Raw genomic sequence first — 25498 nt, 5'->3', positions numbered from 1 at the left:
GGTGACCGTCGTGATGACAACCGTGGTGGCGGCTTCCGTCGCGACGACCGTCCGTCCGGTGGTTTCAACCGTGACGACCGTGGTGGCGACCGTGGTGGCTTCCGCCGCGATGACCGTCCGTCGGGTGGTTTCCGTTCCGGTGGTGACCGTCGTGATGACAACCGTGGTGGCGGCTTCCGTCGCGACGACCGTCCGTCCGGTGGTTTCAACCGTGATGACCGTGGTGGCGACCGTGGTGGCTTCCGCCGCGATGACCGTCCGTCGGGTGGTTTCCGTTCCGGTGGTGACCGTCGTGATGACAACCGTGGTGGCGGCTTCCGTCGCGACGACCGTCCGTCCGGTGGTTTCAACCGTGATGACCGTGGTGGCGACCGTGGCGGCTTCCGCCGCGATGACCGTCCGTCCGGTGGCTTCCGCTCCGGCGGCGCCGGCGACCGCCCCTACGGCCGTCGTGACGACAACCGCCCCTCCGGCTCCGGTTCGACCGGCTCCTTCGGCGGCCGTCGTGACGACAAGCCCCGCTGGAAGCGCAACGGCTGACGCCTGAGCGTCATCTGACACCGACTCGGCCCCCACAGCACTCCGGTGCGGTGGGGGCCGGGCCGTTTTCCGGGCCCCGCCACCCCTCGTACGACGGATGGCGGGAAACCGCCGGGGCCACACCCGGCGATACCCGATCGGTCACCAGCCCCTCTCCGGCTATGCTCTGGGGTGAGCACGTGGAGGGCCATTAGCTCAATTGGCAGAGCAGCGGACTTTTAATCCGTTGGTTGTCGGTTCGAGTCCGACATGGCCTACCGCTCACAGGGCGGGGGCACCCCCCCCGACCTGGCGCTGAGCGCCCCTTCTGGTTTCGGCCAGGAGGGGCGCTCAGTCGTTTCCGGGCCGGTGGAGCGCGGCGCGCCCTATTGCCGCTTTATCGACTTTCTCTGCTCACTGTGAGGGGAGGAAGGGGGGTGCGGGGTGGGCGCAGCTCGCTCCTGGATCGTTTATTCGGCCTCTGACCTGCGGTGATGCCCTGTCCGAGGGTGTCCGGCGCGTTAATTGGTGGGGGGCGTCCCCCGGATGACGTAGAGTTGGGTTTACCGACGCGGGGTGGAGCAGCTCGGTAGCTCGCTGGGCTCATAACCCAGAGGTCGCAGGTTCAAATCCTGTCCCCGCTACTCAGTACGAAGGCCCGGTTCCCTTGTGGAACCGGGCCTTCGTCGTTCCCTGGCGTTCCCCGTCGTACGCCGCCGGCCCGCGCGTCCGTAAGTCCCGTTCGCCGTGCGCGGCGTCACCCGATCGGCCCGGCCCCGGTCGCCCGCTGTGGGACCCGACCGCCAGCCTTGAGGGGGCGAGGCGGGACCGGGCGGCAGGAGAGCAGCGTGGCGGGGCTGGGCCGGCAGGGCAACGAACGCGCGACCGTCGCCGGTGGCGGGGCCGGCGCGGCTCCGCGGGCGGTCCGGATGCTGCCCGCGCTGCTGATCGCGATCGGGCTCGTCTTCAACCTGCTGACCCCGCCCAGTTTCACGGGCTCCCCCTTCTTCTCCGCCGCACCGCTCGTCGCCGCCCCCCTGTTCAGCTTCCGGGGGACCGCCCTGACCGGAGTGGCCGCCTCGCTCGCCGTCGTGGGCCTGCACGCCTACGCGGGCACCGGATTGAAGGTCGAGGCGCTGACCGAGCTGGCGACCGTACTGACCGTGTCCGGGCTGGCCCTGCTGATCAACCGGGTCGTCCGGCGCAGCGTGGAGCGGCTCGCCTCCGCGCGCGGGATCGCCGAGGCCGCCCAGCGGGCCGTGCTGCCGACCCCGGCCGACCGGATCGCGGGGCTGCACGTCTCCGCCCGGTACGAGGCCGCGCAGGCCGACGCGTTCATCGGGGGCGACCTGTACGCCGTCCAGGACACCCCGTACGGGGTACGGCTCGCGGTGGGCGACGTACGCGGCAAGGGGCTGGGGGCCGTGGAGGCCGTGGCGGTGGTCCTGGGCGCCTTCCGCGAGGCGGCGGACACCGAACCCACCCTGGAGCGGCTCGCACAGCGGCTGGAGCGGGCCCTGGCCCGGGAGGGCGTCCGGCGCGACAGCCTCGACGCGGTGGAGGGGTTCACGACGTGCGTGCTCGGGGAGATCCCGCCGGGCGCCGAACTGCTCCGGCTGCTCAACCGGGGGCACCCCGAGCCGCTGCTGCTCCGCGCCGACGGGGACCTGCTGGTGCTCGCCCCGGCCGAACCCGCCCTGCCGCTGGGGCTGGGCGAGCTGGCCGCCCTCGGCCCGCCGGACCGGGCCGCGCAGTGGGCCTTCCCGGCCGGCTGCACCCTGCTCCTGTTCACGGACGGGCTCACCGAGGCCCGCGACGCAGCCGGGACCTTCTACGATCCGGCGGCCCGGCTGCGCGGGCGGGTCTTCCCCGGACCGGACGAGGTGCTCGACGCGCTCAGCAGCGACGTGCGCCGCCACACGGGCGGCGGAGCGACCGACGACATGGCACTGCTGGCGGTGGGCCGGCCCGGAGAGGGGCAGCCGGAGCGGAGGCGGACCGTCCCGGTGGTGCCGCGCGAGGAGGCGTGAGCCCGGCCGGAGCGCTGCGTCGTGACCGTACGTGGTGAACAGGGTGCTCTCAGCAAGACCGTTGACGGGTCGTCATTTGGCCAATGTGGCTGAAGTGGTGAGGGATAAGACTGAAATTTGCCCGAGTTGATCGCGATAAGGGATGAATGTGCAGGCCAGAGCTGTGCAGTGCGTGGCTGATTGGCGTTAACGATCAGTCGCAACAGCTTGGAATCACTCCCCCGCGTCTATTACCTTTCGATAACGCAGTGCGGTCGTCCCAGTCGTCGCAAGAGGCGACACCGCGCGCGTTCTCGCCCATGAGGAGTGTGCCCCGGTGGCCTCCAACTCGCCTGCCCACGAAGGCACCGACGTCCAGGAGACCCCCACCGCGGGTGCCTGGGGCGAGTGGAACCCCACCGAGGACTCGGCCCGGCCGCCCCGCGGCAAGCACCGCGTCTTCAAGCAGCGCGGCGGACTCGCCCGCAGCTCGACCGTGCTCGGCGTCGGCGTGATCGCGGCGGTCGGCGCGGGCGGCATCGCCACCGCGCAGGACCGGCCCCAGGTCTCCATATCCATGCCGTCGATCCCGGACCTGATCGGCGGGGACAGCGCGAAGGGCGCGGACGGCGCGGACACCGCCGCGACGAAGGCCGCCGCGGACGCGCAGAACGCGGGCGTCCCCCAGCAGGCGGACGCACAGGGACAGGCCGACGCGGGCGAGGCGCTGCGCAGCCGCATTCTCCAGCAGGCCGAGTCGCAGCAGGACGCCACCGACGCGCAGGCCCGCGCGGAAGCCGAGCGGATCGCCCGCGAAGCCGCCGCCCAGGAGGCCAGGACCCAGAAGGAAGCGGCCGACAAGGAGGCCGAGGCGGTGCGCGCGGCCGCCGAGAAGGCCGCCGCGGACCAGGCCGCCGCCGAGAAGACCGCGGCCGACGCCGCGGCCGCCAAGACGAAGGCGGAGGCCGCCCCGGCCCCGGCCTCCGCGGCCAAGTCGGCGGGCGGCTGGTTCCTCCCGACCTCCGCCTACACCCTCACCTCCCGCTACGGCGCCGCCGGTTCCATGTGGTCCTCCGGCCACCACACCGGCCTCGACTTCGCCGCCCCGACCGGGACCCCGGTCAAGGCGGTCGGCGGCGGAAAGATCATCTCGGCGGGCTGGTCCGGCGCGTACGGCTACCGGATCGTGCTCCAGCTCGATGACGGTACGGAGATCTGGTACTGCCACCTGTCCTCGATGTCGGTGACCTCCGGTGCGGTGGGCGCGGGCGAGACCATCGGCCGCGTCGGCGCGACCGGCAACGTCACCGGCGCCCACCTCCACCTCGAGGTGCGCAAGGGCGGGTCGACGATGGACCCGATGGCGTGGCTGAACGGCAAGGGCCTCAGCGTCTAGGAGCGGTGCGGTCCGACTCCGGCCGGTTCGGCCGGTTCGGCCGGTTCCGTCGCGCGGCGCCGTCTCGGGGCCGGTACGCCGGCCAGTGCGCCCGCCGGGGCCGGGACGGAAGCCGGGGCCGGAGCGCTCGCCCCGGCCGGGCCGGAGCGGGGCGGCAGCAGTTCCTCCAGTACGGCTGCCCGGGCCAGCGCGGGGCCGGCCGTCGCCCGGCGGAGCCAGAGCCCGTGCAGCAACTCCCGCTCCCGCTCGGCGAAGTCCGGCTCCCGGGCCGGGCCACGGCGCCGGGCGCGGTGGCGCAGCACGGCCAGGGCGGTGGCGTCCGCCGCGTAGCGGGACACCGCCCGGGCGGCGGGGCGGCCTCCGGTGGCGCGGGCGAGGGCCCGTGCCAGTGAGCGGGCCGGCAGCGAAGCCAGGGCCGGTACCTCCGCGGGACCGAGCCAGCCCGCGCGGGCGTACACCGACAGCTCGGCGGTGACGGCCCGGAGCCGGTGGCGCCGCAGCAGCACGGCCAGCCACAGCAGCAGCCCGAACGCCGGGACCATCACGCAGCCGTAGACCGCGTAGAAACCGTACTCACCGAAGTGCGAGGAGCCGTTCCACAGGGCGTGCGTGCCCATGGCCAGCGCCAGGCCCAGCAGGGGCAGGCAGAAACGGTGCGAACGGCGGGCGCTGAGCGAGGCCGCCCCGAAGCCGAGCCCGGTCAGCACGGTGAACAGCGGGTGCGCGAACGGCGACAGCACCACCCGTACGAAGAACGTCGCCGCCGTCACGGAGTCCAGTACGGCGGTGCCGTTCGCCACGTCCTCGTAGAAGGCGTTGCCCAGGTAGAGGATGTTCTCGGTGAAGGCGAAGCCGGTGGCCGTGAACCCGGCGAGCACGAACCCCTCGGCGGGGCCCGCGAGGTGGCGTCTTCGGAAGACGAACACGAGGAGCAGGGCGGCCGCCTTGGCGCTCTCCTCGACGACGGGGGCGATCGCGACCGAGCCGAGCTGGTCGGCGTCGGAGGGGTCGGCGGTGGCCGCGGCGACCCACTGCGTGGCGAAGTCGTTGGCCAGTATGGCGATCAGCGCCGCGGTGCAGGCCCCCCAGCCGAAGCAGAACAGCAACTGCCGCCAGGGGCCGGGCGCGGCCCGGCCCAGCCACCGGAACGCCGCCATGAGCGGCGGCACCGGCAGCAGGGCCAGGCCGAGACCGACGAAGAATCCGGCGGTGCCGGTCTGCTCCCGCACGAGTTCGAGGATCGCGATCCCGGTGGCGGTGAGCAGGGCGACGAGCACGCACATGCGGGCCGTGCCCGACGGGCGTGCGAGCACACGGGAGAGCGCTCGGAACACATCATGACCCTACCGAGCGGGTCGGACACTCGGAGTGACGTTGTGGCGGTTGTACTCGGTCTTGGGCGTGCTCGAACGGGAGTCGGGGTCGCCGTCAGGTGCGGTCGGCGCGGCTGAAGAGGAGGTCGTGCACCACGTGGCCCTTGTCCAGTCCCTGGCCCTCGAAGCGGGTGAGGGGACGGAAGTCGGGGCGCGGGGCGTAGCCGCCGTCCGGCTGGGTGTTCTCGAAGTCGGGGTGCGCGGTGAGGACTTCGAGCATCTGCTCGGCGTACGGCTCCCAGTCGGTCGCGCAGTGCAGCACGGCTCCGGGTGCCAGGCGGGTCGCCGCCAGGTCGAGGAACTCTGGCTGGATCAGCCGGCGCTTGTGGTGGCGGGCCTTGGGCCAGGGGTCCGGGAAGTACACGCGCAGTCCGGCGAGGGAGTCGGGCGGCAGCATCTCGCGGAGCAGGATGATCGCGTCGCCGTTGGCCACGCGGACGTTCGTGAGGCCGTTGCGCTCCGCGAGCGCGAGGAGGTTGCCCTGGCCGGGCGTGTGCACGTCGGCGGCGAGGATGCCGGTGGTGGGGTCGGCGGCGGCCATCTGGGCGGTCGCCTCGCCCATGCCGAAGCCGATCTCCAGGACCACGGGCAGGCCGTCGAAGAGCCGGTTGAGGTCGATGACCTCGTGGCCGTCGATGTCGAGGCCCCAGGTTCCCCAGAGCCGCTTCAGGGCCTCGCCCTGGCCGGTGGTCACCCGGCTGCGGCGCGGCTGGAAGCTGCGGATGCGGCGCTCGTGGTGCGACCCGGCCGGGTCGGGCGCGGGGCCGTCGGGGAAGCGGGGCTCGGTGCGCCACTTGGGGGGCACGTACGAGGACGCCTCCGGCGCGGTGTCCGGGAGGCTGGGCTGGGGATTCGGGGACTCAGACACAATGCCCGGATTCTACGCGGCGCGCCCCCTCCCTCGCCGATCGCCGGCCCCACCGGCCCGGCCGGCCCTCCCGGCACGGCGGCCCGGCGACCCGGCGCCCGGCCGGGGTCAGGAGGTGCGGAGGGTACGGAGGGCCCGGGCCGCGACCTCGCGGCCGATGGGCAGGGACGCGGTCGCCGCGGGCGAGGGCGCGTTCAGGACGTGCACCGTCCGCGGGGCCTCCCGGATCAGGAAGTCGTCGACGAGCGTCCCGTCCCGCAGCACGGCCTGCGCCCGCACCCCGGCCGCCGCCGGGGTCAGGTCCGCCGACGTGACGGCCGGCAGCAGCCTGCGCACCGCCTCGGTGAAGGCCGGCTTCGACAGCGAGCGCCGGATCTCTCCCGCCCCGTACCGCCAGTGCCGCGCGGCCATCCGCCAGGATCCCGGCCAGGCCAGCTCGGAGCCGATGTCGCGCGGCCGGACGGTCGACCAGCCGTAACCCTCGCGGGCCAGCGCCGGCACGGCGTTCGGCCCGACGTGGACGCCGCCGCCGATGCCCCGCGTGAGGTGGACGCCGAGGAAGGGGAACGCCGGGTCGGGCACCGGGTAGACCAGCCCCCGGACCAGGTCCGGCCGCGCGAGGTCGTAGTACTCACCGCGGAAGGGGACGATCCGCATGCCCGGGTCGTCACCGGCCAGCCGCGCGATCCGGTCGCACTGCAGCCCCGCGCAGTTGACCAGGACCTTCGCCCGGACGACCAGCCCGGACGTGGTGCGCACCGCCACGGCCGACGGGCGGCGCGAGACGAGGTCCACCGCACCGCCGTAGACGATCTCCGCGCCCGAGGACTCGGCGAGCTGCGCCGCCACCCGCCCGTAGTCGACGATGCCGGTCGTGCCGACGCGGATCGCGGCGAGGCCCCGGACCTCCGGTTCGTACTCCGCGATCTGCGCCGGGCCGAGCTCGCGCACGGGGATGCCGTTCTCCCGGCCGCGCTGGACGAGCGCGTGCAGGCGGGGCAGCTCGCGGCGGTCGGTCGCGACGATCAGCTTGCCGGTGACCTCGTGCGGGATGCCGTGCTCGGCGCAGAACTTGACCATCTCGGCGGCGCCGCGCACCGCGAAGCGCGCCTTGAGGGATCCGGGGCGGTAGTAGATCCCGCTGTGGATGACGCCGCTGTTGCGGCCCGTCTGGTGCCGGGCCGGGCCGGCCTCCTTCTCCAGGACGACCACGCGCGTCCCCGGGGCCAGGCGTGACAGGGCATGCGCGGTCGACAGGCCGACGATCCCACCACCGATCACCAGCACGTCGCAGTCCACGCTGACACCTCCCACCCCTGCATACTGCACCCCGCCACCGACAACGGGGCTACGCGGGTGTCACCAGCAGCGGCCGGGCCCGCTCGCGGAGCTCAGCGACGCGCGGTTCGTCCCCGTACGGTTCCAGCCGGTGCAGCAGGTCCCGTACGTACTCGTTCGTCCGCGCCGAGGAGATCCGGCCCGCGACCTCCACCGCGCGGGTGCCGGCCGCGCACGCCGCGTCGAGGTTGCCCGACTCCAGCTCGGCGACCGCGCTCACCACCAGCCGCAGCCCGTGCGAGCGCACGTACTCCTCCGTGGGGCGGGACAGGGCCTGCTCGGTGAAGCGGCGTACCTGCCGGGGGAGTTTGAGGTCCCGGTAGCATTCCGCCGCATCCGCCGCGAAACGGTCGTACGAGTAGAAACCCAGCCAGGTCGGGTCGGCGTCGCCCTCCCGGGAGCGCTCCAGCCAGCCCTCGGCGGCCCGCAGCGCGGCTCCGGCGGCCGCCGAATCGCCCGCCTTCGCGTGGGCGCGCGCCTCGACGAGGCGGAAGAAGCTCATGGTGCGGGCGGTGGCGAGGCCGCGGTTGCGTTCGACGGCGGCCTGCGCGAGGTCCACGCCCTCGTCCGGGAAGTCCCGGTAGGTCGCCTGGAGGGACATGGAGGCCAGGACGTACCCGCCGAGCGGTACGTCGGCGGCCGCGCGGGCGAGCCGCAGCGCCTGGATGTAGTACCGCTGGGCCGCCTCCTGCTGGCCGGTGTCGAAGGCCATCCAGCCGGCCAGCCGGGTCAGTTCGGCGGTCGCGCCGAACAGCGCGCGGCCCACCTCGTCGGTGTAGGAGCCGAGCAGCAGCGGCGCCGCGTCCACCCGCAGGCACTCGGGGACCATCGACGAACGCCAGTCCCCGCCGCCGTACTTGGAGTCCCAGCGGCGCGCGTCCTCGGCGGCCTCGCGCAGCTTCGTCACGTCGCTGTGCCCGACGCGCTGCGGGGAGGCGTCGGAGGGTGCGGATGCCTGGGCCGCCGCCGACGCGGCGGTGGCCGCGGCGCCCTGCGGCGCGGTTTCGGTTCCGGGCGGCGCGGGCACAACGCCCTGCGCGGGGTGTTCGACGGCCGGCCGGGCGGGGGCGGGCCGCTGGGCCGGGACGGCGGAGACGGCCGCGGCGCGTGCCGCCGGGGCGGGTACGGCGGCGGGGCCGCCGGGTGCGGTGCCCGGTGCGGGTTCCCGTACGGGGACCGGTTCGCGCGCCACCGAGCTGTCGGCCGGAGATATCAGCCACCGCGAGGCGGGCGTCGCGTACGCCGACACCGCGAAGGAACCGGCGAGCGACTGCCAGATCCCGCCACCGCCGCGCCGGCCGGCGAGGTCGAGCCGGTAGAGGTCGGTGGCGGACCGCACGGCCGCGCCGATGTCGCGGGGGAAGGACAGTCCGACCTCGGGTGCCGGATCCGCGTCCGCCAGCCCGATCTCGTGCAGTGGCACCGGGCGGCCCAGTTTCGCCCCGATGGCGGCGGCGATCAGGTGCGGGGCCGCGCCCTGCGGCACCATCCCCTTGGACACCCAGCGGGCGACCGAGGTCTTGTCGTAGCGAAGCGTCAGACCGCGCTGTGCGCCGAGGTCGTTGACCCGCCGGGCCAGCCCGGCGTTGCTGATGCCCGCCAGGGCGAGGACGGCGCCGAGCTTCTCGTTGGGCTCGCGGAGCTCCCTGGACATGCGCCACCCCTCGTCACACGCGGAACGCAGACGCCGCCGGGGCATAGGCGCCCGGCATTTCGTAAACCCAGCGTAGTTCCCCGCCTCCCAAGCGTTAAGGCCCCGCCTTCCGTATGGCGGGATTGTTGTCCGTATGCACAGTCGGGCCGGGGCCCGTGCCCGGGGCGCACGTGTCAGCCCGTGCTCCGGCCGTGTGGCCGTGCGCCCGGCCGTGCGCTCTGGTTCCTCCCGGAGCGCGGCGATTCGATGTGCGGTGCGTGGGTCGGCCCGCCACGTGGATCAGGTGGGCCGGGGGATGCCGCTGCCTCAATCCCCGCGGGTGGCGGAACGGTCCGGGGGGTGCGTCCCACCTCCCGGACCGCGCCCCCGCGACGGCCGGCGCGGGCACTCAGTACGGCCGAAGAATGGCCGAAACCGACCTATGGGGCGGTGGGAACGGAACGCCAAATACCGTGTAGCCGGGGCGTATTCGTTTACATGTGCGCCCCCCGAAGTCGCTCTCGCACGCCCGTCTCGTGGCAGCATGGACCCCGAGCCACCCGGGGCCTCGCCGGCCGCGCCCTCAGCGCTGACCGTGTCGTCCGAAGCCGCGCACCGCCCCGGTCATTTGCCCACAGGCTGGGGGAGGCGGCGGTGCGCTGGTTGGTCGGCTGGAGCAGTATCGCCGCGAGCTTCGGCACGGCCGGGCGCGTCTCCGGCCAGGGCGGAACGGGCGCGTACGGCGCCCCGGGCGGGTACGGAGGATCCGGCGGGTACGGGGGATCCGGCGGGTACGGGGGATCCGGCGGGTACGGCACGTCCGGCCACGGAGGCTCCGGTCACGGCTACGGCGGCGCCGCCCACGGCGCGTACGGGGACCAGCCGCGCGGAGGCCTCGCCGACGCCGCCTACCCCGACGACCCCGCCGCCCAGGACGCCGACCGCACCGTCCATCCCGTCGGCGCCCAGCTCCTGTGGGGAGACCCCGACCCGCTGTGGGCCGTCGGCGACTGGCGCCCCGACGAGATCCGCACCGTCACCGCCGACCCCGCGGACCCCTTCACCCGCCTCGCCGTACTCGGCTGCTGCGGCGCCACCGACGCCGAGCTCAGACGCGCCCTCTACGCCGCCCGCGGCGGCGCCCTGCGCCACCTCACCCAGTGGTCCGGCAGCTACACCGCCGTCGTCCAGGCCGGCCGCCGCATCACCGTCCTCGGCGACCTCGCCGGCGCCCGGCCCGTCTTCTACACGCCCTGGGCCGGCGGCACCGCGTACGCCACCGCCGCCCTCCCCCTCGCCGACCTCATCGAGGCGCAGCTCGACGTCGGCCACCTCGCCGCCCTCCTGGCCTGCCCCGACAGCCCGGAAGCACTGGGCGACGGCACACCGTACGCGGGCGTTCGGCGCATCCCGCCCGGCCACACCCTGATCCTGCGCGAGGGCTCCCGCGAGATCACCGGCTACGAGCCCGTGGCCTCCCTCGCCGTGGCCGCCCCCGAAGCCGACCCCGAGCGCGCGGTGGAGGGCGTACGGGAAGCTTTGGTCGACGCGGTGCGCGCCCGGCTCACGGCGCCCCGGCATGCTCCCGAAACAGTTGTTCCCGACCCCGGACCCGTGCCCGGAATGGGCCCGGCCGACCGGCGCGCGGCCCGCGGCGCCCCCGCACCCGGAGTCGGCGCCGACCTCTCCGGCGGCAGCGCCTCCGCCACCCTCGCGCTGCTCGCCGCCGGGCTGCCCGGCGCCCCGGGCACCATCCCCGGCTCGGGCTCGCGGCTCCTCGCCGTCACCTTCAACGACCTCGCCACCCCCCAGGGCCGCGAGGCCGAACTCGAACGCGCCCACGCCATCGCCGCCAGCCCCCGGCTCCACCACGTCGTCGTCGCGGCCGCCGAGGAAGCCCTCCCGTACGCCGACCTCGACGGGCCCCTCACCGACGAACCCGGCCCCTCCCTCGTCTCCGCCGCCCGCGAACGCCGCCGCCTGGCGGCCGGCTCCGCCGACCACTTCGTCGGCCACGGAGCCCGCCAGGTCCTCGACGCCCACCCCGCCCGGCTCGCCGACCTCCTCATGGACCGCCGACGCCGCCACCTGCTGCGCCCCGTCGCCGCCCTCGCCCGCTCCGCCTCGGCCTCCGGGGAGTCCCTCCTCGTCCCCCTCACCGTCTACTCGGCAGCCCGCCGCCTCGCCCGTACCCCGTACCGCGCGGGCATCGAAGCCGCCGCGGCCCGGCTGCGCGAAGGCGTCGTCGAAGGCAGCGTGGCCAGCCCCGTCGACGCCTCCCTCGCCGCCCTCACCTGGTCCCGCCCCGGCCCCGCCGCGGCCTGGCTCACCGGCGAAGCCCTGGCGGAAGTATCGATCCGTCTCGGCACCGCGGCCGGACGCCCCCCGCTGTCGCTGCGCCCCGGCGAGGCCCGCGCCCGCTCCGTGCTGACCCGGCACGCCGCCGACCACCGGGTCTTCGAACAGGCCGTCGAGGTCCGCAGCCAGCGGCTGCACGCCCCCTTCCTCGACAACCAGGTCGTACGGGCCGCCCGCGCCCTGCCGGAATCCCTGCGCGTGCAGCCCGGCGCCCGGGCCGCGATCCTGCGCAGCGTCCTCGCCTCCGCCGGAGTGCGCGAACTCCCGCCCGGCTGGGGCGCCACCGCCCACACCCCGAACGAGACCGCGACCCGGCTCGGGCTGCGCGCCGCCCTGGAACACCTCCTGTCCCTCTTCACGGCCCCGCTGCTGGCCGACGCCGGCCTGATCGAGGCCCGCGTCGTCCGGCAGGCCCTCATCGACGCCGCCGACGGCCGGCCCGTCCCGCTCGACGGACTCGCGGAACTCGTCTCGATGGAACTGTGGCTGCGCCGCCTCCTCGCACGCCGCGGCACCTGCTGGACCGGCACCTCCACCCCCCGCCGCCGCGCCGTCCCCGTCCTTGACACCCCCCTGCCCCGCCTGACCCCCGGCGTCCCCCTCCACCTCCGCCCGACCCCCCAACGCCGCCCAGCAGACCGCTGACCCGACCCTGGGTACCCCCAACGCCCCCCGCTGCCCCTGGACCGCCCCCCAGCGCCGCTCCGCCCAGCGGCCCGCTGACCCGACCGCGCGCACTCCCCACGCCGCCCGCTGCCGCCGGACCGCCCCCCAACGCCGCTCCGCCCAGCGGCCCGCTGACCCCGCCGGACCACCCCCGGCCGACCGAGCCGCCGGGGGCCGCGCACCACCCCCCGTGACGGGCCGGGGCTGCGAAGGCCCGCCGCCTGGTGGGCCGCTGATCCACTGGGACCGCGCACGCCGCTCCGACTCGGGTCCCGCCGCGGGTCCCGGTCCGGCTTCCGCCTGGGCTGGTGCCGCGAGCTCGGGTTTCCGGCTGGGGTCGTGGCGCGGGTCCCGGGTGGGTTCCGACTGGGGTGGTGCCGGGGGCTCGGGTCGAGTGCCGGGCTGTTCTCCGATCCCGGGCCGGTTTGTGGGCCTGGTTGTGTCCTGGCTGGGGTGGTGGCGCGGGCCCGGGTTTCTGCGCGGGTCGCGCTGCGGGTTTCGGTTCGGGTTCTGGGTGGGGTGGTGCCGGAGGCTCGGGTCGAGTGCCGGGCTGTTCTCCGATCCCGGGCCGGTTTGCGGGCCCGGTTGGGTCCCGGCTGGGGGTCGTGGCGCGGGCCCGGGTTTCTGGCGCGCGTCGCGCCGCGGGTTCCGGTTCGGTCCCGGCTGGGGTTGCCGGAGGCCCGGGTCGAGTGCCGGGCTGCCCGCCGCTCCCGGGCCGGTCTGCGGGCCCGGTTCGGTCCCGGCTGGGGTCGTGCCGCGGGCCCGGGTTTCCGGCGGGGGTCCAGCCGCGGGCTCGGGTTCGTTCCGGCTGGGGTCGTTCCGGAGGTCGCGGGGCGCTCCCCGCCGGGGCCCCGGCCGCGGCCCACAGCCGGATTCCGGGTCGCGGGGGGATCCCGGCCGGGCGGGTCCGGGTGCCTTCCGGGGCCCGGCCGCCCGGAAATCCCCGCACGCCCCCCGCAGGGGCAAGGCAGACTTGTCCGGTGCGGTACCTCATCCTCGGCGTCACCGAGGCACATGACGAGACCGGCGCCCCCCTCATCCTCGGCGGCGCCCGCCTGCGCGCGCTCCTCACCGCCCTCGCGCTGCGCGCGGGAGGTCAGGCCGCCGCGTCCGTCACCGCCCTGATCGACGAGGTCTGGGGCGACGACCCGCCCCAGGACGCCCCCGCCGCCCTCCAGGCCCTCGTCTCCCGGCTCCGCCGCGCCCTCGGGGCCCGCGACGCGGTCCGGGCCGACCCCGCAGGCGGCTACCGGCTGGCCGCCGACCGGGACGACGTCGACCTCCACCGCTTCACCCGGCTGACGGCCCACGCCGCCCGGCAGCGGCCCTCCGACCCCGCCGGCGCCGCCGCGACCCTGCGCGAGGCCCTCGCCCTGTGGCGCGGCCCCGCCCTCGCCGACCTGCCCGAGCCCGCCCGCAGCGCCCACGCCACCGCGCCCGAGGCCCGCCGTACCGCCGCCCTGCGCGACCGCGTGGACGCCGAGCTGCGTGCCGGTACCACCGCCCCGGCCGAACTCCTCCCGGAGATCGAGGCGCTGATCCACGAGCACCCGTACGACGAGCACCTGCGCCTCCAGCAGCTCCGCGCCCTCCGCGCGGCCGGCCGCCCCGCCGACGCCCTCGCCGCGTACGAGCGCACCCGCAAGGCCCTCGCCGAAGGCCTCGGCACCGACCCCGGACCCGCGCTCCGCGCCCTGCACGCCGAACTCCTCCAGCCCGAGCCCGAGCCCGAGCCCCGCCCCGAGACCCCGCCCCCGCCGCGCGGCAACCTCCGCCCCCGCCTGACCTCCTTCGTCGGCCGCGAGCCCGAACTCGCCGCGCTCGAAGCCGACCTGACCCGCCGCCGCCTCGTCACCCTCACCGGACCGGGCGGCTCCGGGAAGACCCGTCTCGCCGAGCACGCGGCCGCCGCCCACCCCGAGCCCGGCTGGCTCGTAGAACTCGCCCGCCTCGACCACCCCTCGGCCGTGCCCGGCGCGGTCCTCAGCGCCCTCGGCCTGCGCGACGGCACCCTCGTCGCCCGGGAGAAGACCCCCACCGCCGACCCGACGGCCAGCCTCGTGGAGCACTGCGCGCACCGCCGCCTGCTCCTCGTACTGGACAACTGCGAGCACGTCATCGGGGCCGCCGCCGAGCTCGCCGAACGCCTCCTCACCCACTGCCCCGGCGTCCGGATCCTGGCCACCAGCCGCGAGCCCCTGGGCGTGCCGGGGGAGTTCCTGCGGCCGGTGGAGCCGCTGCCGGACCCGGTCGCGCTGCGGCTCCTCGCCGACCGCGGGGCCGCCGCGCGCCCCGGTTTCTCCCCGGCCGACGACCCGGCCGCGGCCGCCGAGATCTGCTCGCGCCTGGACGGGCTGCCGCTGGCGATCGAGCTGGCCGCGGCCCGGCTGCGGCTGCTCACCCCGCGCCAGATCGCCGACCGGCTCGACGACCGGTTCCGGCTGCTGACCGGCGGGGCCCGGACCGTCCTGCCCCGGCAGCAGACGCTGCGCGCGGTCGTGGACTGGTCCTGGGACCTGCTCGACGAGGCCGAACGGGCCGTCCTGACCCGGCTGTCCGTCTTCGCCGGCGGCTGCGACCTCGCGGCCGCCGAGGAGGTGTGCGCGGACCCCGCGTACGACGTCGCGGACATCCTCGGCTCCCTCGTCGACAAGTCCCTCGTCGTCGCCGCCCCCGGCCCCGACGGCACCGGCATGCGCTACCGGATGCTCGAAACCATCCACGAGTACGCCACCGAACGCGCCGCCTCCGACCCGGCCGCCGCCCGCGCCACCGCCGCCCGCCACGCCGCCCACTACCTCGCCCTCGCCGAGGAGGCCGAACCCCGCATCCGCTCCGCCGACCAGCTCCCCTGGATCCGCAGCGTCGAGACCGAACTCGACAACCTCCGCGCGGCCCTCCACACCACCACCGCCACCGCCCCCGACGTCGAGACCGCCCAGCGCCTCGTCTTCGCCCTCGGCTGGTTCTGGTGGCTGCGCAGCTACCGCGGCGAAGGCGCCGAATGGACCTCCCGGATCCTCGCCCTCACCCCGGCGGACGCCCCCGAGGGATCGCCCGCGTACTGGCGCCTGATGCGGCTCCAGGTCCTCAACTTCTTCCTGATCGCCGAGAGCAGCACCGGCGAAACGTTCCGGACGCCCGAGTACGGCGACCTCGCCGCCCGCATCAAGGAGGTCTTCCGCCGCGGCTCCCCGGAGTCCGCCCGGTTCCCCGGCATGCTCTGGCCGACCACCGCCTTCCTCACCGGCGACACCCTCGACTTCCACGCCGACCTCGACCGGGCCGTCGCCAACTGCCGCCGCCACGGCGGCGACTGGGAACTCGGCATCGTCCTCCTCCTGCGCACCCACGTGGCCATCGACCTCACCGGAGGACTGCACACCGCCGACGCCGACCTCGCCGAACTCCACGAGATCGCCCGCCGCGTAGGCGACCGCTGGACCCGCGCCCAGGTCGCGAGCGCCGCCGGAGAGCTCGCCCTCTCCCACGGCCGGTACGCCGAAGCCCGTACCGAGTACGAGGAGTGCCTGCGCCTCGCCCGGGAGGTCGGCGCCCACATCGAGGCGCCCTTCGCCATCGCCCGGATCGCGGAGACCGCCTACTGCGCCGGGGACTACGACGACGCCGAACGGCTCCTCGCCGAAGCCGACCGCGAGGCCGACCGCTTCGGCGGCGTGTACGACGTGACCCTCTTCTCCCGGCTCATCGCCGCCCTCCTCGCCCTCCAGCGCGGCGACACCGCCCGCGCCCGCGCCGCCCACGAGCAGGCCCGTACGGAGACGGCCCGGATGACCGTACCCGCGCAGCTCACCGCCGGACTGGACACCGTCGAGGCGGTCCTCGCCTCCCGCGCACACGGCCCCGACGCCGGCCTGGCCCTCCTCGGGCCCGCCCTCGCCGCCGCCGTCGAGGGCCACTGCGCCGAACGCTTCCTGGCCGGCCTCGCCGAGACCGCCGCCCTGCTCCTGGCCGACGCCGGACGCGCCGCCGACTCCGTGCGCCTCCTCGCCGCGGCCACCGCCTGGCGCGCCGGTCACCCCCGCCCGGTCCCCGACCAGACCGCCCTCGACGGACTGCCCGCCCGCACCCGCGCCCTCCTCGGCCCGGACGGCCACGCCCGGGCCGAAGCCGAGGGCCGGGCCCTGACCCCGAAGGACGTGGCGGCCGAACTCAACGGCAGCTGATCACCGCGTCGGCCCAGCTCGCCAGCGTCGGCAGCCGCCCCTGCCCGGCCTGCTCCACCACCAGACGCAGTGACCCGCGCCCGGCCAGCGACACGTTCACGGCCTCCGGCGCGTCCCCGTACCCGAGCACGCCCGAGCGCCACAGCCGCTGCCCGTCGCCGTAGACGGAGAACCGCACCGTGCCGTCGGTCAGCAGGGACAGCCCGTCCACCCCGGCCCGCGCCGAGAAGGCGGTGCACTGCCGGTTCAGGGTGATCTCCACCGAGGAACGGGAGTTGACGGTGATCCCCTGCCCGAACCGCTGCCCCCCGGCCTCCAGCCCCCACCGCTGCCACACCCAGCTGCTGCGCCAGGTCTCCAGCTCCGGACCGCTGTGCTCCCCGTACGCCGAATGCCCCAGCCGGGCCAGCGGGAACCCGGCCGGCGGCTTCGGCTTCGGCGGCGGCGGAGCGGGCGAAGGCGTCGGCGAAGGCTTCGCCCGCGTCGGCGAGGGCTTCGGCTCCCCGCTCGGCGCAGCCGGCGCCGGAGCCGGCTTCGACGCCGGCACGGAAGCCGCGGGCGCGGGCGGTGCGCTGGTACGCCGAGGCGGTACGGAACCCCGCGGCGCCGGCGCCGGAGCCCCCGCGGGACTCGACTCGGGCGGCGTGGGCGAGGGGCTCGGCCGCGGCACCACCGGCGCCACCATGCCGGGCGTCGGCTTCGCCACGGCCGGCTGCTCGGGCTCGTCCCCGGCCAGGGCGAACACCACCCCGGCGGCCGCCGCGACGGCCAGACCGGCGGCGATGGCGGCCTTGGCCGGCAGCCCCAGCCCCTCCGACACCGCCGCACCCCCGGCGCCCGCACCCCCGGCGCCCGTACCTCCGGCACCACCCGCGGCACCACCCGCGGCCCCGGCCCCGGCTCCGGCAGTGGCCCCCGCCCCACCGGCGGCACCCACCCCGCCGGCGCCGGCGGCTCCCGCACCCGCCGAGGAACCGCCCGCCGCGGCGGCGGCCGCGCCGGCCCCGCTCGCGGCCACGGCCCCACCGGCCACCACCCCGGCCGCCTTCGCCGCGTACCCGGCGGCGAACCACCCGATGACCGCGACCGGCAGCAGCGCGGGAATGCCCGCGTTGACGTCCTTGAGCTCCCCGGCGGCGAGACGGCACTTGGCGCACTCCTCCAGGTGCTTGCGCAGCCCCCGCTCGGCCCGCACCCGCAGCCCGCCCCGGGCATAGGCGCCCAGCCGGTCCGCGTACCGCGCGCAGTCCCCGCCCTCACTCAGCGCGGAACTCACGTGCGCCTGGAGGTAGGCCTGCTTGAGGCCCTCCCGGGCCCGGCTGGCCAGCACCGCCGTCGCATTGGCGCTGAGCCCGAACAACGGGGCGATCGCGCTCGGCGAGGCCTCCTCGACGGTGGTGTGCCACAGCACGGCCTGCCACCGCTCGGGCAGGCTCCGGAAGGCCTGCATGGCCAACGACTGCTCGGCCTCGTGCATCGCCCGTACGTCGGCGCCCAGTTCGAGCGTGTCGGTCCCGCCCAGCCCGGCAGCGCTCTCGGCACCGGTGGCTGCCTGCTCCGCGAACAGCGCGAAGTCCTCGACCAGGTGCTCCCGCTTGGCGGTCTTCGCCCATGCCGCGGCGACCCGCCGCACGGTGGTGAGCAGATAGGCGCGCACGGACTGGTCCGGCCCGGCCCCGCCGCGCACCGCCTGGAGCGTCCGGGCGAACACCTCGGCGGTCAGGTCGTCGGCGGTGTGACCGTCGCGGCAGCAGGTGCGGGCGTAACGCCGTACGGCATCGGCGTGCCGGCGGAACAGTTCCTCGTAGGCGCCGTCGTCACCGCCGCGCATCCGGACGACCAAGTCCGCATCGGACGGGGGCAGATCGGCACCCCCCGCCACCGGGGCGGCATGCCGGCCGCGTGGTTCGCGCTGGGCCGGGACCTGGCGGGCGGGCAGGCTGCCCGACTCGACCTCGCCACCGGCACCACCGCGAGACTCGTCCCGCCCGTCAACGTTCATCGCGGAAGCCTCCGCACGCCACACTCAACCGGTACACCGATCCAGCGTGTCACACGGCGAAGGCACCCCGGTCCGCTCCGCGCACCATCCACTCATCCGGGCAAGGCTCGGCGAATCGCCGTCCAGATCCTCACCCGTTCGAGCGACCTCCTGTTCGAGGAACCCCCTTGACGGACGGCACCTCCCGCCCACCTCGGCGGACCCACACCCCCGGCCGCCGCCGAACCGGCACCGCGCCCGAAGGCCGGCCCCGGCCCGACGACGTCCCGGGTACAGGACCCCGAAGGGCTACTCCCCGAACCGGCTCACGCCGTCCGGGAGCGCAGCCCCTCGAGCAGGATGTCGAGCAGCCGGGCCGAAGCCGCGGCCTGCTGGGCCGGGTCCGGCAGCGCGGGCGCCGCGGTCGCGATGACCAGCAGCACATCCGCCACCGTGACATCGGCACGCAGCTCGCCGGCCTCCCGGGCGCGGTCCACCAGACGTCCGACGACCTCCAGCAGCGCACCCGCGCCGGAGTCGTCCGCGATCTCGTCCTCGACGGAGCTCCGCGCACCCACGACCCGCAGGTCGGGCGCCCCGCCCACGACGGCCTGGCGCTGGTGCGGCACTCGGGCCGCCGCCTCCTCGGCCGCGTCCTCACCCTCCGCGTTGACCCGCAGGACCTGCGGCGGCAGCAGCCGGCCCGCCCCGGAGGCCACGGAGGTGCGCAGGAAGCGCGACAGCGCCTGCCACGGCTCCTCCTCCTGGCCCAGTGCGGACTTGGCCTGCTCGGTCAGCCGGGCGGTCTCCTCCTCGGCTATGCGGCGGACCAGGACGTCCTTGCTCGGGAACCGCCGGTAGACGGTGCCGACGCCGACGCGTGCGCGGCGCGCCACGTCCTCCATCGGAGCCCCGTAGCCCAGCTCGCCGAATACCTCGCGGGCCGCGCGCAGGACGTGTTCGAGGTTGCGCTGGGCGTCGACGCGCAGCGGCGTCGAACGGCCCACCCCGTGGGTCGTCGTGCCTGCCATCACGCGGCCGCCGCTCTCGGCAGACAGAGCGGTGGCAGAACCATGGAAATCGGAAATGTGCATGTGTATCCCCCGGTAATCATTTGTCTCCCCCCGGAGACACTCCCCGCCTTCGTGTCGAGGGGGGCCACGGTCACGAGGGCCCCGGTCCTACTCCTCGACGAGATACGAACATAGTTGAGCCAGAGTCAATTCAGAAGAGGCAGCCCCGGACCGAGCGCCGCCCGATCGGAGCATTCACCCCCACATTTTCCCCGGAAGCCTCCGGAATCATCCCCTCCGCACCCCCTGACCTGCGGACCTGCACCCCGAGCCCAACCCGTCGGCAGACCCGTCACGGCACCCCCACCGGTCACACAATTTGACGGGCCTGTGGACAAACTCCCAGCCACGTTGCGTCATGGGGTGGTGAAGGCTGCTAACTCCCGGGGCGACGCACCCGGTACCCCGCCCCGCACGCGCATCCTCGTCGTCGGCGGTGGATACGTCGGCATGTACACGGCCCTGGGCCTCCAGCGGAAGCTGAGATCCGGCGAGGCCGAGGTCACGGTGGTCACCCCCGAGCCGTACATGACCTACCAGCCCTTCCTCCCGGAGGCCGCCGCCGGCTCGATCTCCCCCCGCCACGTCGTCGTACCGCTCCGCCGCGTCCTCGACCGCTGCCGCATCGTCATCGGCGAGGCCCGGCGCATCGACCACGCCAAGCGCACCGCGACCGTCACCACCCTCGCCACCGCCGAGGAGGGCACCGGCGACATCGAGATCGAATACGACGAGATCGTCCTCGCACCCGGATCCGTCTCCCGCACCCTCCCCATCCCCGGCCTCGCCGACTACGCCATCGGGTTCAAGACCGTCGAAGAGGCCATCGGCCTGCGCAACCACGTCATCGAGCAGATGGACATCGCCTCCTCCACCCGCGATCCGGCGATCCGCGACGCCGCCTTGACCTTCGTCTTCGTCGGCGGCGGATACGCGGGCGTCGAGGCCCTCGGCGAACTCGAGGACATGGCCCGCTACGCCGCCCGGTACTACCACAACGTCAAGGCCGAGGACATGAAGTGGGTGCTGGTCGAGGCCAGCGACCGGATCCTCCCCGAGGTGGGCCCGGAAATGGGCACCTACACCGTCCGCGAACTGCGCCGCCGCAACATCGACGTACGGATGGAGACCCGCCTCGAATCCTGCGAGAACCGCGTCGCCGTCCTCAGCGACGGCTCCCGGTTCCCCACCCGCACCATCGTCTGGACCGCCGGCGTCAAACCCCACCCCGTCCTCGCCGCCTGCGACCTCCCCAAGAACGAACGCGGCCGCCTCGCCTGCACCTCCTTCCTCACCGTCGAAGGCGTCGAACACGCCTGGGCCGCCGGCGACGCCGCCGCCGTCCCCGACATCACCGCCCCCGAACCGGGCCGCGAATGCGCCCCCAACGCCCAGCACGCCGTCCGCCAGGCCAAGCGCCTCGCCGACAACCTCGTGGCCGCCCTGCGCGACGAGGTCCTCACCGAGTACGCCCACAAGTACGCCGGCTCCGTCGCCTCCCTCGGCCTCCACAAGGGCGTCGCCCACATCTACGGCCGCAAGATCAAGGGCTACCCCGCCTGGTTCATGCACCGCGCCTACCACCTCAGCCGCGTCCCCACCTTCAACCGCAAAATGCGCGTCCTTGCGGAATGGACCCTCTCAGGTCTGTTCAAGCGGGAGATCGTCTCCCTAGGCTCACTCGAACACCCCAGGGCAGAATTCGAACTCGCCGCAGGCGGAGGCCCGGCACACCCCAAGCCCCGCCCCGCCCCCGACCCCCCGCAGGACAGCCAGGGCTGACGTTGTCAGTGCGGTCCGCCACACTGGACGTGTGACCATAGGTGCGCTCACACCTGCACAGAGTGACCTTGCGCCGGGTGACACCGTCCAGAGACCGACCACGAGCGACACAGCGACCACTTGCGACACCACGAGGCCTGAACGCAGTGAACTTCACGCGCTGGAGCGCCCGGTTTCCCGGAACGCAGCGCCGCGCCGCCGCCCGGAACGAACACGCCGCCGCCCAGGCCAAGAGGGGCGAAGGCTCCGTCCCGGCAGCCCGCGGCGCCGCCGCCCACCCCACGCTCCCACCGGAGGACGCCCCGGCCGACGCCACCGTCTCCGGCACCGGAACGGCACCGCTCGCCGCCACCCCCGCCCTCGACGAGCTCTCCGCACGCGAGGTCCTCGGCCTGCTCCCGGCCCTCGTCGCGCTCGTCCACGGCCCCGAACACCGCGTCGCCTACGTCAACGACGCCTACACCTCCGGCTTCGGCCCCCGCTCCACCGGCGCCCCCGCCCACGAGGCCCTCCCCGAACTCGGCGAGCTCGGCCTCCTCGAACTCCTCGACCAGGTCCAGCGCAGCGGCAAGCCCCGTACGGCCAAGAACCGCACCGCACCCGGCGGCGGCAGCTCCTACACCGTGACCTGCACCCCGGTCGACTTCCCCAAGACCGCCGCCGACGGCGCGACGGAGCCCCACCACACCGGGATCCTCGTCCACCTCGCGGACGTCACCGACCACGCCGAAGCCGTCGACCGGCTGCGCGCCAGCGAACGCCGCCAGCGCGAGGCCGCCGTCACCCTCCAGCGCTCCCTCCTCCCCCAGGAGCTCGAACAGCCCGACGACCTCCGCATCGCCGCCACCTACCAGCCCGGCGGCACCGAAGCCGCCGTCGGCGGCGACTGGTACGACGTCATCACACTCGGCGCCGGCCGCACCGCCCTCGTCATCGGCGACGTCATGGGCCGCGGCGTCCGCGCCGCAGCCGTCATGGGCCAGCTCCGCACCGCCGTCCGCGCGTACGCCCGCCTCGACCTGCCCCCGCACGAGGTCCTCCAGCTCCTCGACGGCCTCGCCGCCGAGATCGACGCCAGCCAGATCGCCACCTGCGTGTACGCCGTCCACGACCCCAACGAGGGCCTCCTCGCGTACGCCTCCGCAGGCCACCTCCCGATCCTGGTCCGCGACGAGGACGGCACCGTACGCCGCGCCGCCGACCCCACCGGCCCGCCGCTCGGCACCGGCGGCTGGCTGCACACCTCGGGCACCATCGCCCTCGGCCCCGGCTCCACCGCCGTCCTCTACACCGACGGCCTGGTCGAGCGCCGGGGCGAGGACATCGACGAAGGCGTCGCCACCCTCGAACGCGCCCTCTCCGGCGCCCAGGGCACCCCCGCCGTCGTCTGCGACCGCCTGATGCGCGCCCTCGGCGTGGACGCCGACCACGACGACGACGTCGCCGTGATGGTCCTCCAGCAGCCCGCCCGCACCGGCGCCGACGCCGAGCTCTTCCACAACGCCGCCCTGGAACTCCTCGGCGGCATCGAGGCAGCCCCGCGCGCCCGCGCCTTCGCCCAGGGCGTCCTCGCCTCCTGGCGGTTCCCGGTCGAGCTGTGCGACCTCGGCGTCCTCGCGGCCAGCGAACTCGTCGCGAACTCCCTCCAGCACGGCACCCCGCCCATGCGGCTGCGGCTGCGGCGCACCGACCGCCGCCTGATCGTCGAAGTCACCGACGGGGACGACCACCTCCCGCGCCGCCGCCGCGCCGAACCCGCCGACGAGACCGGCCGCGGCATCTCCATCGTCGCCACCATCGCCTCGTCCTGGGGCTCCCGCCGCACCCCGGGCGGCGGCAAGGCCGTCTGGTGCGAGTTCGCCCTCCCGGACAAGTAGCCGCACACGGGGAAGGCCCCGGTCCACAGGACCGGGGCCTTCCCCGTCTCACATCCACATCCGTACGCCTACACGTGCGCGGGCTCCGGAGCGACGGCCTTCGCGGCGCCGACGACCGGCCCGCCCTGCGCCACGACCCTGCTCAGCGACGGGTTGTCCTGCACCGGGCTCAACTGCCTGCCGAGCCGCAGCGCCAGCCCGGCGATCCCCAGCGAGACCACCGCGAACAGCCCGATGTAGAGCATCGGGATCCCCGCACCCAGCGGCACGCCGAGCGGCCCGAGCGCCAGCGCCATCTGCTTCACCAGGGCGAACGCCGAGTTGTACTGCCCGACCGAACCCTCCGGGGCCAGATCCGCCACCAGCGGCGCCAGCGTCGGAGACAGCATGGCCTCACCGATGCCGAACAGCGCGTACGTCGTGACGAACGCGGCGGCCGCCATCGTCGCGCTGCCGTGCCCCAGCCCCGAGAACCCGGCGATCACCCAGGCCACCGTCCAGATCAGCCCGACCAGCGCGATGACCCGCGACCGGCGACGCTTCTCCACGAGCCGCAGCACCACGAACTGGGCGACGACGATCGCACCCGTGTTGGCGGCCAGCGCGAACCCGAGGGTGGAGGGGGAGATCCCGGCGGCCTCGGTACCGAAGGCGGCCAGACCCGACTCGAACTGTCCGTAACAAGCGAAGAAGAGCACGAAGCCCAGCACGCACAGCTGCACCATCGCCTTGTGGCGGAGCAGCCGCTTCCAGCCGCTGCCGCCCGCCTGGGCGGCGTCCTTCTGCGGCATGGCGTCCTTGAGGCCCGCCACCTGCGGCATCCGCACGGTGGCGATGACCGCCGCCAGGACCAGGAACATCACGGCCTCGATGCCGAACAGCAGGGTGAAGCTGCCGGGCCGGCTCTCGTCGACGATCTGACCGCCGACGAGCCCGCCGATGCCGAGCCCCAGGTTCTGCATGAAGAACTGCAGGGCGAAGGCACGCGTACGGGTCGACGGGGTCGAGCACCACACGATCATCGTGGCGAGCGCCGGCTGCATGACGGCCTGCCCCGCACCCAGCGCCAGTGCGGACAGCAGGATCGGCACGATCCCCGTCGAGAGCCCGAGCGCGAGCGCGCCCGCCGACGCGGCGACGGCCGCACCCATGACCACGGGGACGGGTCCCCGCCGGTCGATGACCCGACCGGTGAAGGGCAGCGCGACGAGGGCGCCCAGCGCGAACGCCACGAACGCGCTCGTGGCGGCCATGGAGCCCAGATCTCGCACCTGCGCCACGTAGATGTAGAGGAACGGAACCGTGAAGCCGATGCCGAACGCGGTCAGCGCGTTCCCGGCCTGGATCCGCCGCATCGCAGCGCCCATCACCTTGGTCACTTTCACCACCTTGATTGCTGAAGCCTGAAGACTTCATCCCTAAACTTAGATGCTTAACTCTACACATCGAAGGAGTTAGACGCCAATGGGTTCGTGCCATACTTCGACGCATGGGTGACACCCCCGACGGCACTACGCCCGTCCACGAACCGAGCCTCGATGAGCAGATCGCCGTCTACCAGCGCGAGTTCCAGGACCTCGACCCCCAGGTCGAGAAGGTGGTGTCGGCGCTGAGCCGCCTGAACCGCCGCATGAACGTCGCGTACGGGCGCCAGACCGCGGCCCTCGGCATCAGCAACGCGGAGTGGGAGGTCCTCAAGGCCCTCGTCATCTCCGGAGCCCCCTACCGGATGGGCCCGAGCGAGCTCGCGAAGCAGCTGGGCCTCACGCCGGCGGCGATGACCCACCGGATCGACCGCATGACGGCGGAGGGCCTGGTGACCCGTGAGCGCGACGAGTCCAACCGGGTCCGCGTGATCGTGGAGCTGACGGACGAGGGCCGCAGCAAGTGGCTCGACGCGATGCGCGCGGCGACCGTCTTCGAGGAGGACCTCCTCCAGGACCTCTCCACGGCCGAACGCGGAGTCCTGGGCGACATGCTCACCCGACTGTTGGACCGTGTGGAAGACCTCCAGTCGAGGGGCTGACCTCCCGGGTTGACACCGACCCCGCGGGTCCGTAAGGTTCTTCGAGTTGTCCCAGAGCCGAGAGGTTTTGGCGTCAACGAATCCCGCCGCCTCGTTGCGGCACCCAACTCAGCACGAACTCCCACTGGGAATGAATTCGGCATGTCCGAATTCATTTCCGAAGGCCCGATTATCGGTTGCCGGGGAAATCAGCTAGAGTTCGGGAGTCGGAAGGGCCCAACAGCCCGGAAGACAAACCCCGCTGACTGGGAGTCAGGCCCGAAAGAGTCTGATAGAGTCGGAAACGCAAGAACACAGAACGAAAGCCCGGAGGAAAGCCCGAGAGGGTGAGTACAAAGGAAGCGTCCGTTCCTTGAGAACTCAACAGCGTGCCAAAAATCAACGCCAGAAGTTGATACCCCGTCCACTTCGG

Annotated in this window: 14 protein-coding genes, 2 tRNA genes and 1 pseudogene; 10 read left to right on the top strand and 7 right to left on the bottom strand. The window is 74.4% G+C overall.

Going from position 1 to position 25498, the window contains the following annotated elements:
* The 5 genes and pseudogenes from AC07B0_RS13925 to AC07B0_RS13905 form a co-directional block, all read left to right on the top strand.
* Positions 1-540: pseudogene (locus AC07B0_RS13925) on the top strand (DEAD/DEAH box helicase); the annotation flags it as partial.
* A gap of 184 nt (positions 541-724) precedes the next feature.
* Positions 725-797: transfer RNA gene (locus AC07B0_RS13920), tRNA-Lys, on the top strand.
* A 292-nt stretch (positions 798-1089) separates the two neighbouring features.
* Positions 1090-1163, top strand: a tRNA-Met gene (locus AC07B0_RS13915).
* A gap of 285 nt (positions 1164-1448) precedes the next feature.
* Complete coding sequence (locus tag AC07B0_RS13910; protein WP_478864141.1) at positions 1449-2549, top strand: PP2C family protein-serine/threonine phosphatase; 1101 nt, start codon at positions 1449-1451, stop codon at positions 2547-2549.
* A gap of 316 nt (positions 2550-2865) precedes the next feature.
* Positions 2866-3924, top strand: coding sequence for a M23 family metallopeptidase (locus tag AC07B0_RS13905; RefSeq protein ID WP_356881381.1), 1059 nt, complete (start codon positions 2866-2868; stop codon positions 3922-3924).
* Here AC07B0_RS13905 and AC07B0_RS13900 read toward each other — a convergent pair.
* From AC07B0_RS13900 to AC07B0_RS13885, 4 genes are all read right to left on the bottom strand, one after another.
* Positions 3921-5207: a PrsW family intramembrane metalloprotease gene (locus AC07B0_RS13900; RefSeq protein ID WP_478898503.1), complete on the bottom strand. Its 1287-nt coding sequence runs from the start codon at positions 5205-5207 to the stop codon at positions 3921-3923. The two genes, AC07B0_RS13905 and AC07B0_RS13900, sit on opposite strands and share 4 nt — an antisense overlap.
* A gap of 145 nt (positions 5208-5352) precedes the next feature.
* Positions 5353-6165: a tRNA (guanosine(46)-N7)-methyltransferase TrmB gene (gene trmB / locus AC07B0_RS13895; protein WP_469376969.1), complete on the bottom strand. Its 813-nt coding sequence runs from the start codon at positions 6163-6165 to the stop codon at positions 5353-5355.
* A 108-nt stretch (positions 6166-6273) separates the two neighbouring features.
* The gene (lhgO, locus tag AC07B0_RS13890; RefSeq protein WP_478898201.1) at positions 6274-7494 is read right to left on the bottom strand and encodes an L-2-hydroxyglutarate oxidase; all 1221 of its coding nucleotides are present in this window, start codon (positions 7492-7494) and stop codon (positions 6274-6276) included.
* 19 nt (positions 7495-7513) lie between these two features.
* A complete protein-coding gene (locus AC07B0_RS13885) occupies positions 7514-9157 on the bottom strand; it encodes a sporulation protein (RefSeq protein ID WP_478898199.1) in 1644 nt (547 codons plus the stop codon).
* 633 nt (positions 9158-9790) lie between these two features.
* On the opposite strand from AC07B0_RS13885, the gene AC07B0_RS13880 reads away from it, so the two are divergent.
* Positions 9791-12139, top strand: a complete 2349-nt coding sequence (locus tag AC07B0_RS13880) for an asparagine synthase-related protein (protein ID WP_469376963.1) — start codon at positions 9791-9793, stop codon at positions 12137-12139.
* Positions 12140-13140: 1001 nt separating this feature from the next.
* The gene (locus AC07B0_RS13875; protein ID WP_478898198.1) at positions 13141-16347 is read left to right on the top strand and encodes an AfsR/SARP family transcriptional regulator; all 3207 of its coding nucleotides are present in this window, start codon (positions 13141-13143) and stop codon (positions 16345-16347) included.
* Here AC07B0_RS13875 and AC07B0_RS13870 read toward each other — a convergent pair.
* On the bottom strand, positions 16334-18349 hold the full coding sequence (locus AC07B0_RS13870; protein ID WP_478898196.1) for a sigma-70 family RNA polymerase sigma factor: 2016 nt from the start codon (positions 18347-18349) through the stop codon (positions 16334-16336). The genes AC07B0_RS13875 and AC07B0_RS13870 overlap by 14 nt on opposite strands.
* Positions 18350-18654: 305 nt before the next feature.
* Entirely contained in the window at positions 18655-19422 is a 768-nt protein-coding gene (locus tag AC07B0_RS13865; protein ID WP_356884173.1) for a TetR/AcrR family transcriptional regulator, read from the bottom strand.
* Between the two features lie 342 nt (positions 19423-19764).
* On the opposite strand from AC07B0_RS13865, the gene AC07B0_RS13860 reads away from it, so the two are divergent.
* Together AC07B0_RS13860 and AC07B0_RS13855 are read left to right on the top strand one after the other, a co-directional pair.
* A complete protein-coding gene (locus AC07B0_RS13860; protein WP_467295781.1) occupies positions 19765-21183 on the top strand; it encodes an NAD(P)/FAD-dependent oxidoreductase in 1419 nt (472 codons plus the stop codon).
* A gap of 146 nt (positions 21184-21329) precedes the next feature.
* Positions 21330-23060: an ATP-binding SpoIIE family protein phosphatase gene (locus tag AC07B0_RS13855; RefSeq protein WP_356884177.1), complete on the top strand. Its 1731-nt coding sequence runs from the start codon at positions 21330-21332 to the stop codon at positions 23058-23060.
* A 68-nt stretch (positions 23061-23128) separates the two neighbouring features.
* Here AC07B0_RS13855 and AC07B0_RS13850 read toward each other — a convergent pair whose 3' ends face one another.
* Positions 23129-24427 (bottom strand): MFS transporter, encoded by a 1299-nt coding sequence (locus AC07B0_RS13850; protein ID WP_467296028.1) that lies wholly within the window; start codon positions 24425-24427, stop codon positions 23129-23131.
* 122 nt (positions 24428-24549) lie between these two features.
* Between AC07B0_RS13850 and AC07B0_RS13845 the strand changes: the two genes are divergently transcribed.
* On the top strand, positions 24550-25086 hold the full coding sequence (locus AC07B0_RS13845) for a MarR family winged helix-turn-helix transcriptional regulator (RefSeq protein WP_214942474.1): 537 nt from the start codon (positions 24550-24552) through the stop codon (positions 25084-25086).
* Positions 25087-25498: the final 412 nt, after the last annotated feature.

It is taken from the genome of Streptomyces sp. NPDC044704, from assembly GCF_056433525.1.
This window is presented reverse-complemented; position numbering and strand designations above follow the sequence as displayed.

Coding starts and splice junctions, on each gene's coding strand:
- AC07B0_RS13910 (WP_478864141.1), top strand. CDS start 1,449: ATGCTGCCCGCGCTGCTGATCGCGATCGGGCTCGTCTTCAACCTGCTG.
- AC07B0_RS13850 (WP_467296028.1), bottom strand. CDS start 24,427: ATGGGCGCTGCGATGCGGCGGATCCAGGCCGGGAACGCGCTGACCGCG.
- AC07B0_RS13885 (WP_478898199.1), bottom strand. CDS start 9,157: ATGTCCAGGGAGCTCCGCGAGCCCAACGAGAAGCTCGGCGCCGTCCTC.
- AC07B0_RS13900 (WP_478898503.1), bottom strand. CDS start 5,207: ATGTGCGTGCTCGTCGCCCTGCTCACCGCCACCGGGATCGCGATCCTC.
- AC07B0_RS13870 (WP_478898196.1), bottom strand. CDS start 18,349: ATGAACGTTGACGGGCGGGACGAGTCTCGCGGTGGTGCCGGTGGCGAG.
- AC07B0_RS13845 (WP_214942474.1), top strand. CDS start 24,550: ATGGGTGACACCCCCGACGGCACTACGCCCGTCCACGAACCGAGCCTC.
- AC07B0_RS13865 (WP_356884173.1), bottom strand. CDS start 19,422: ATGCACATTTCCGATTTCCATGGTTCTGCCACCGCTCTGTCTGCCGAG.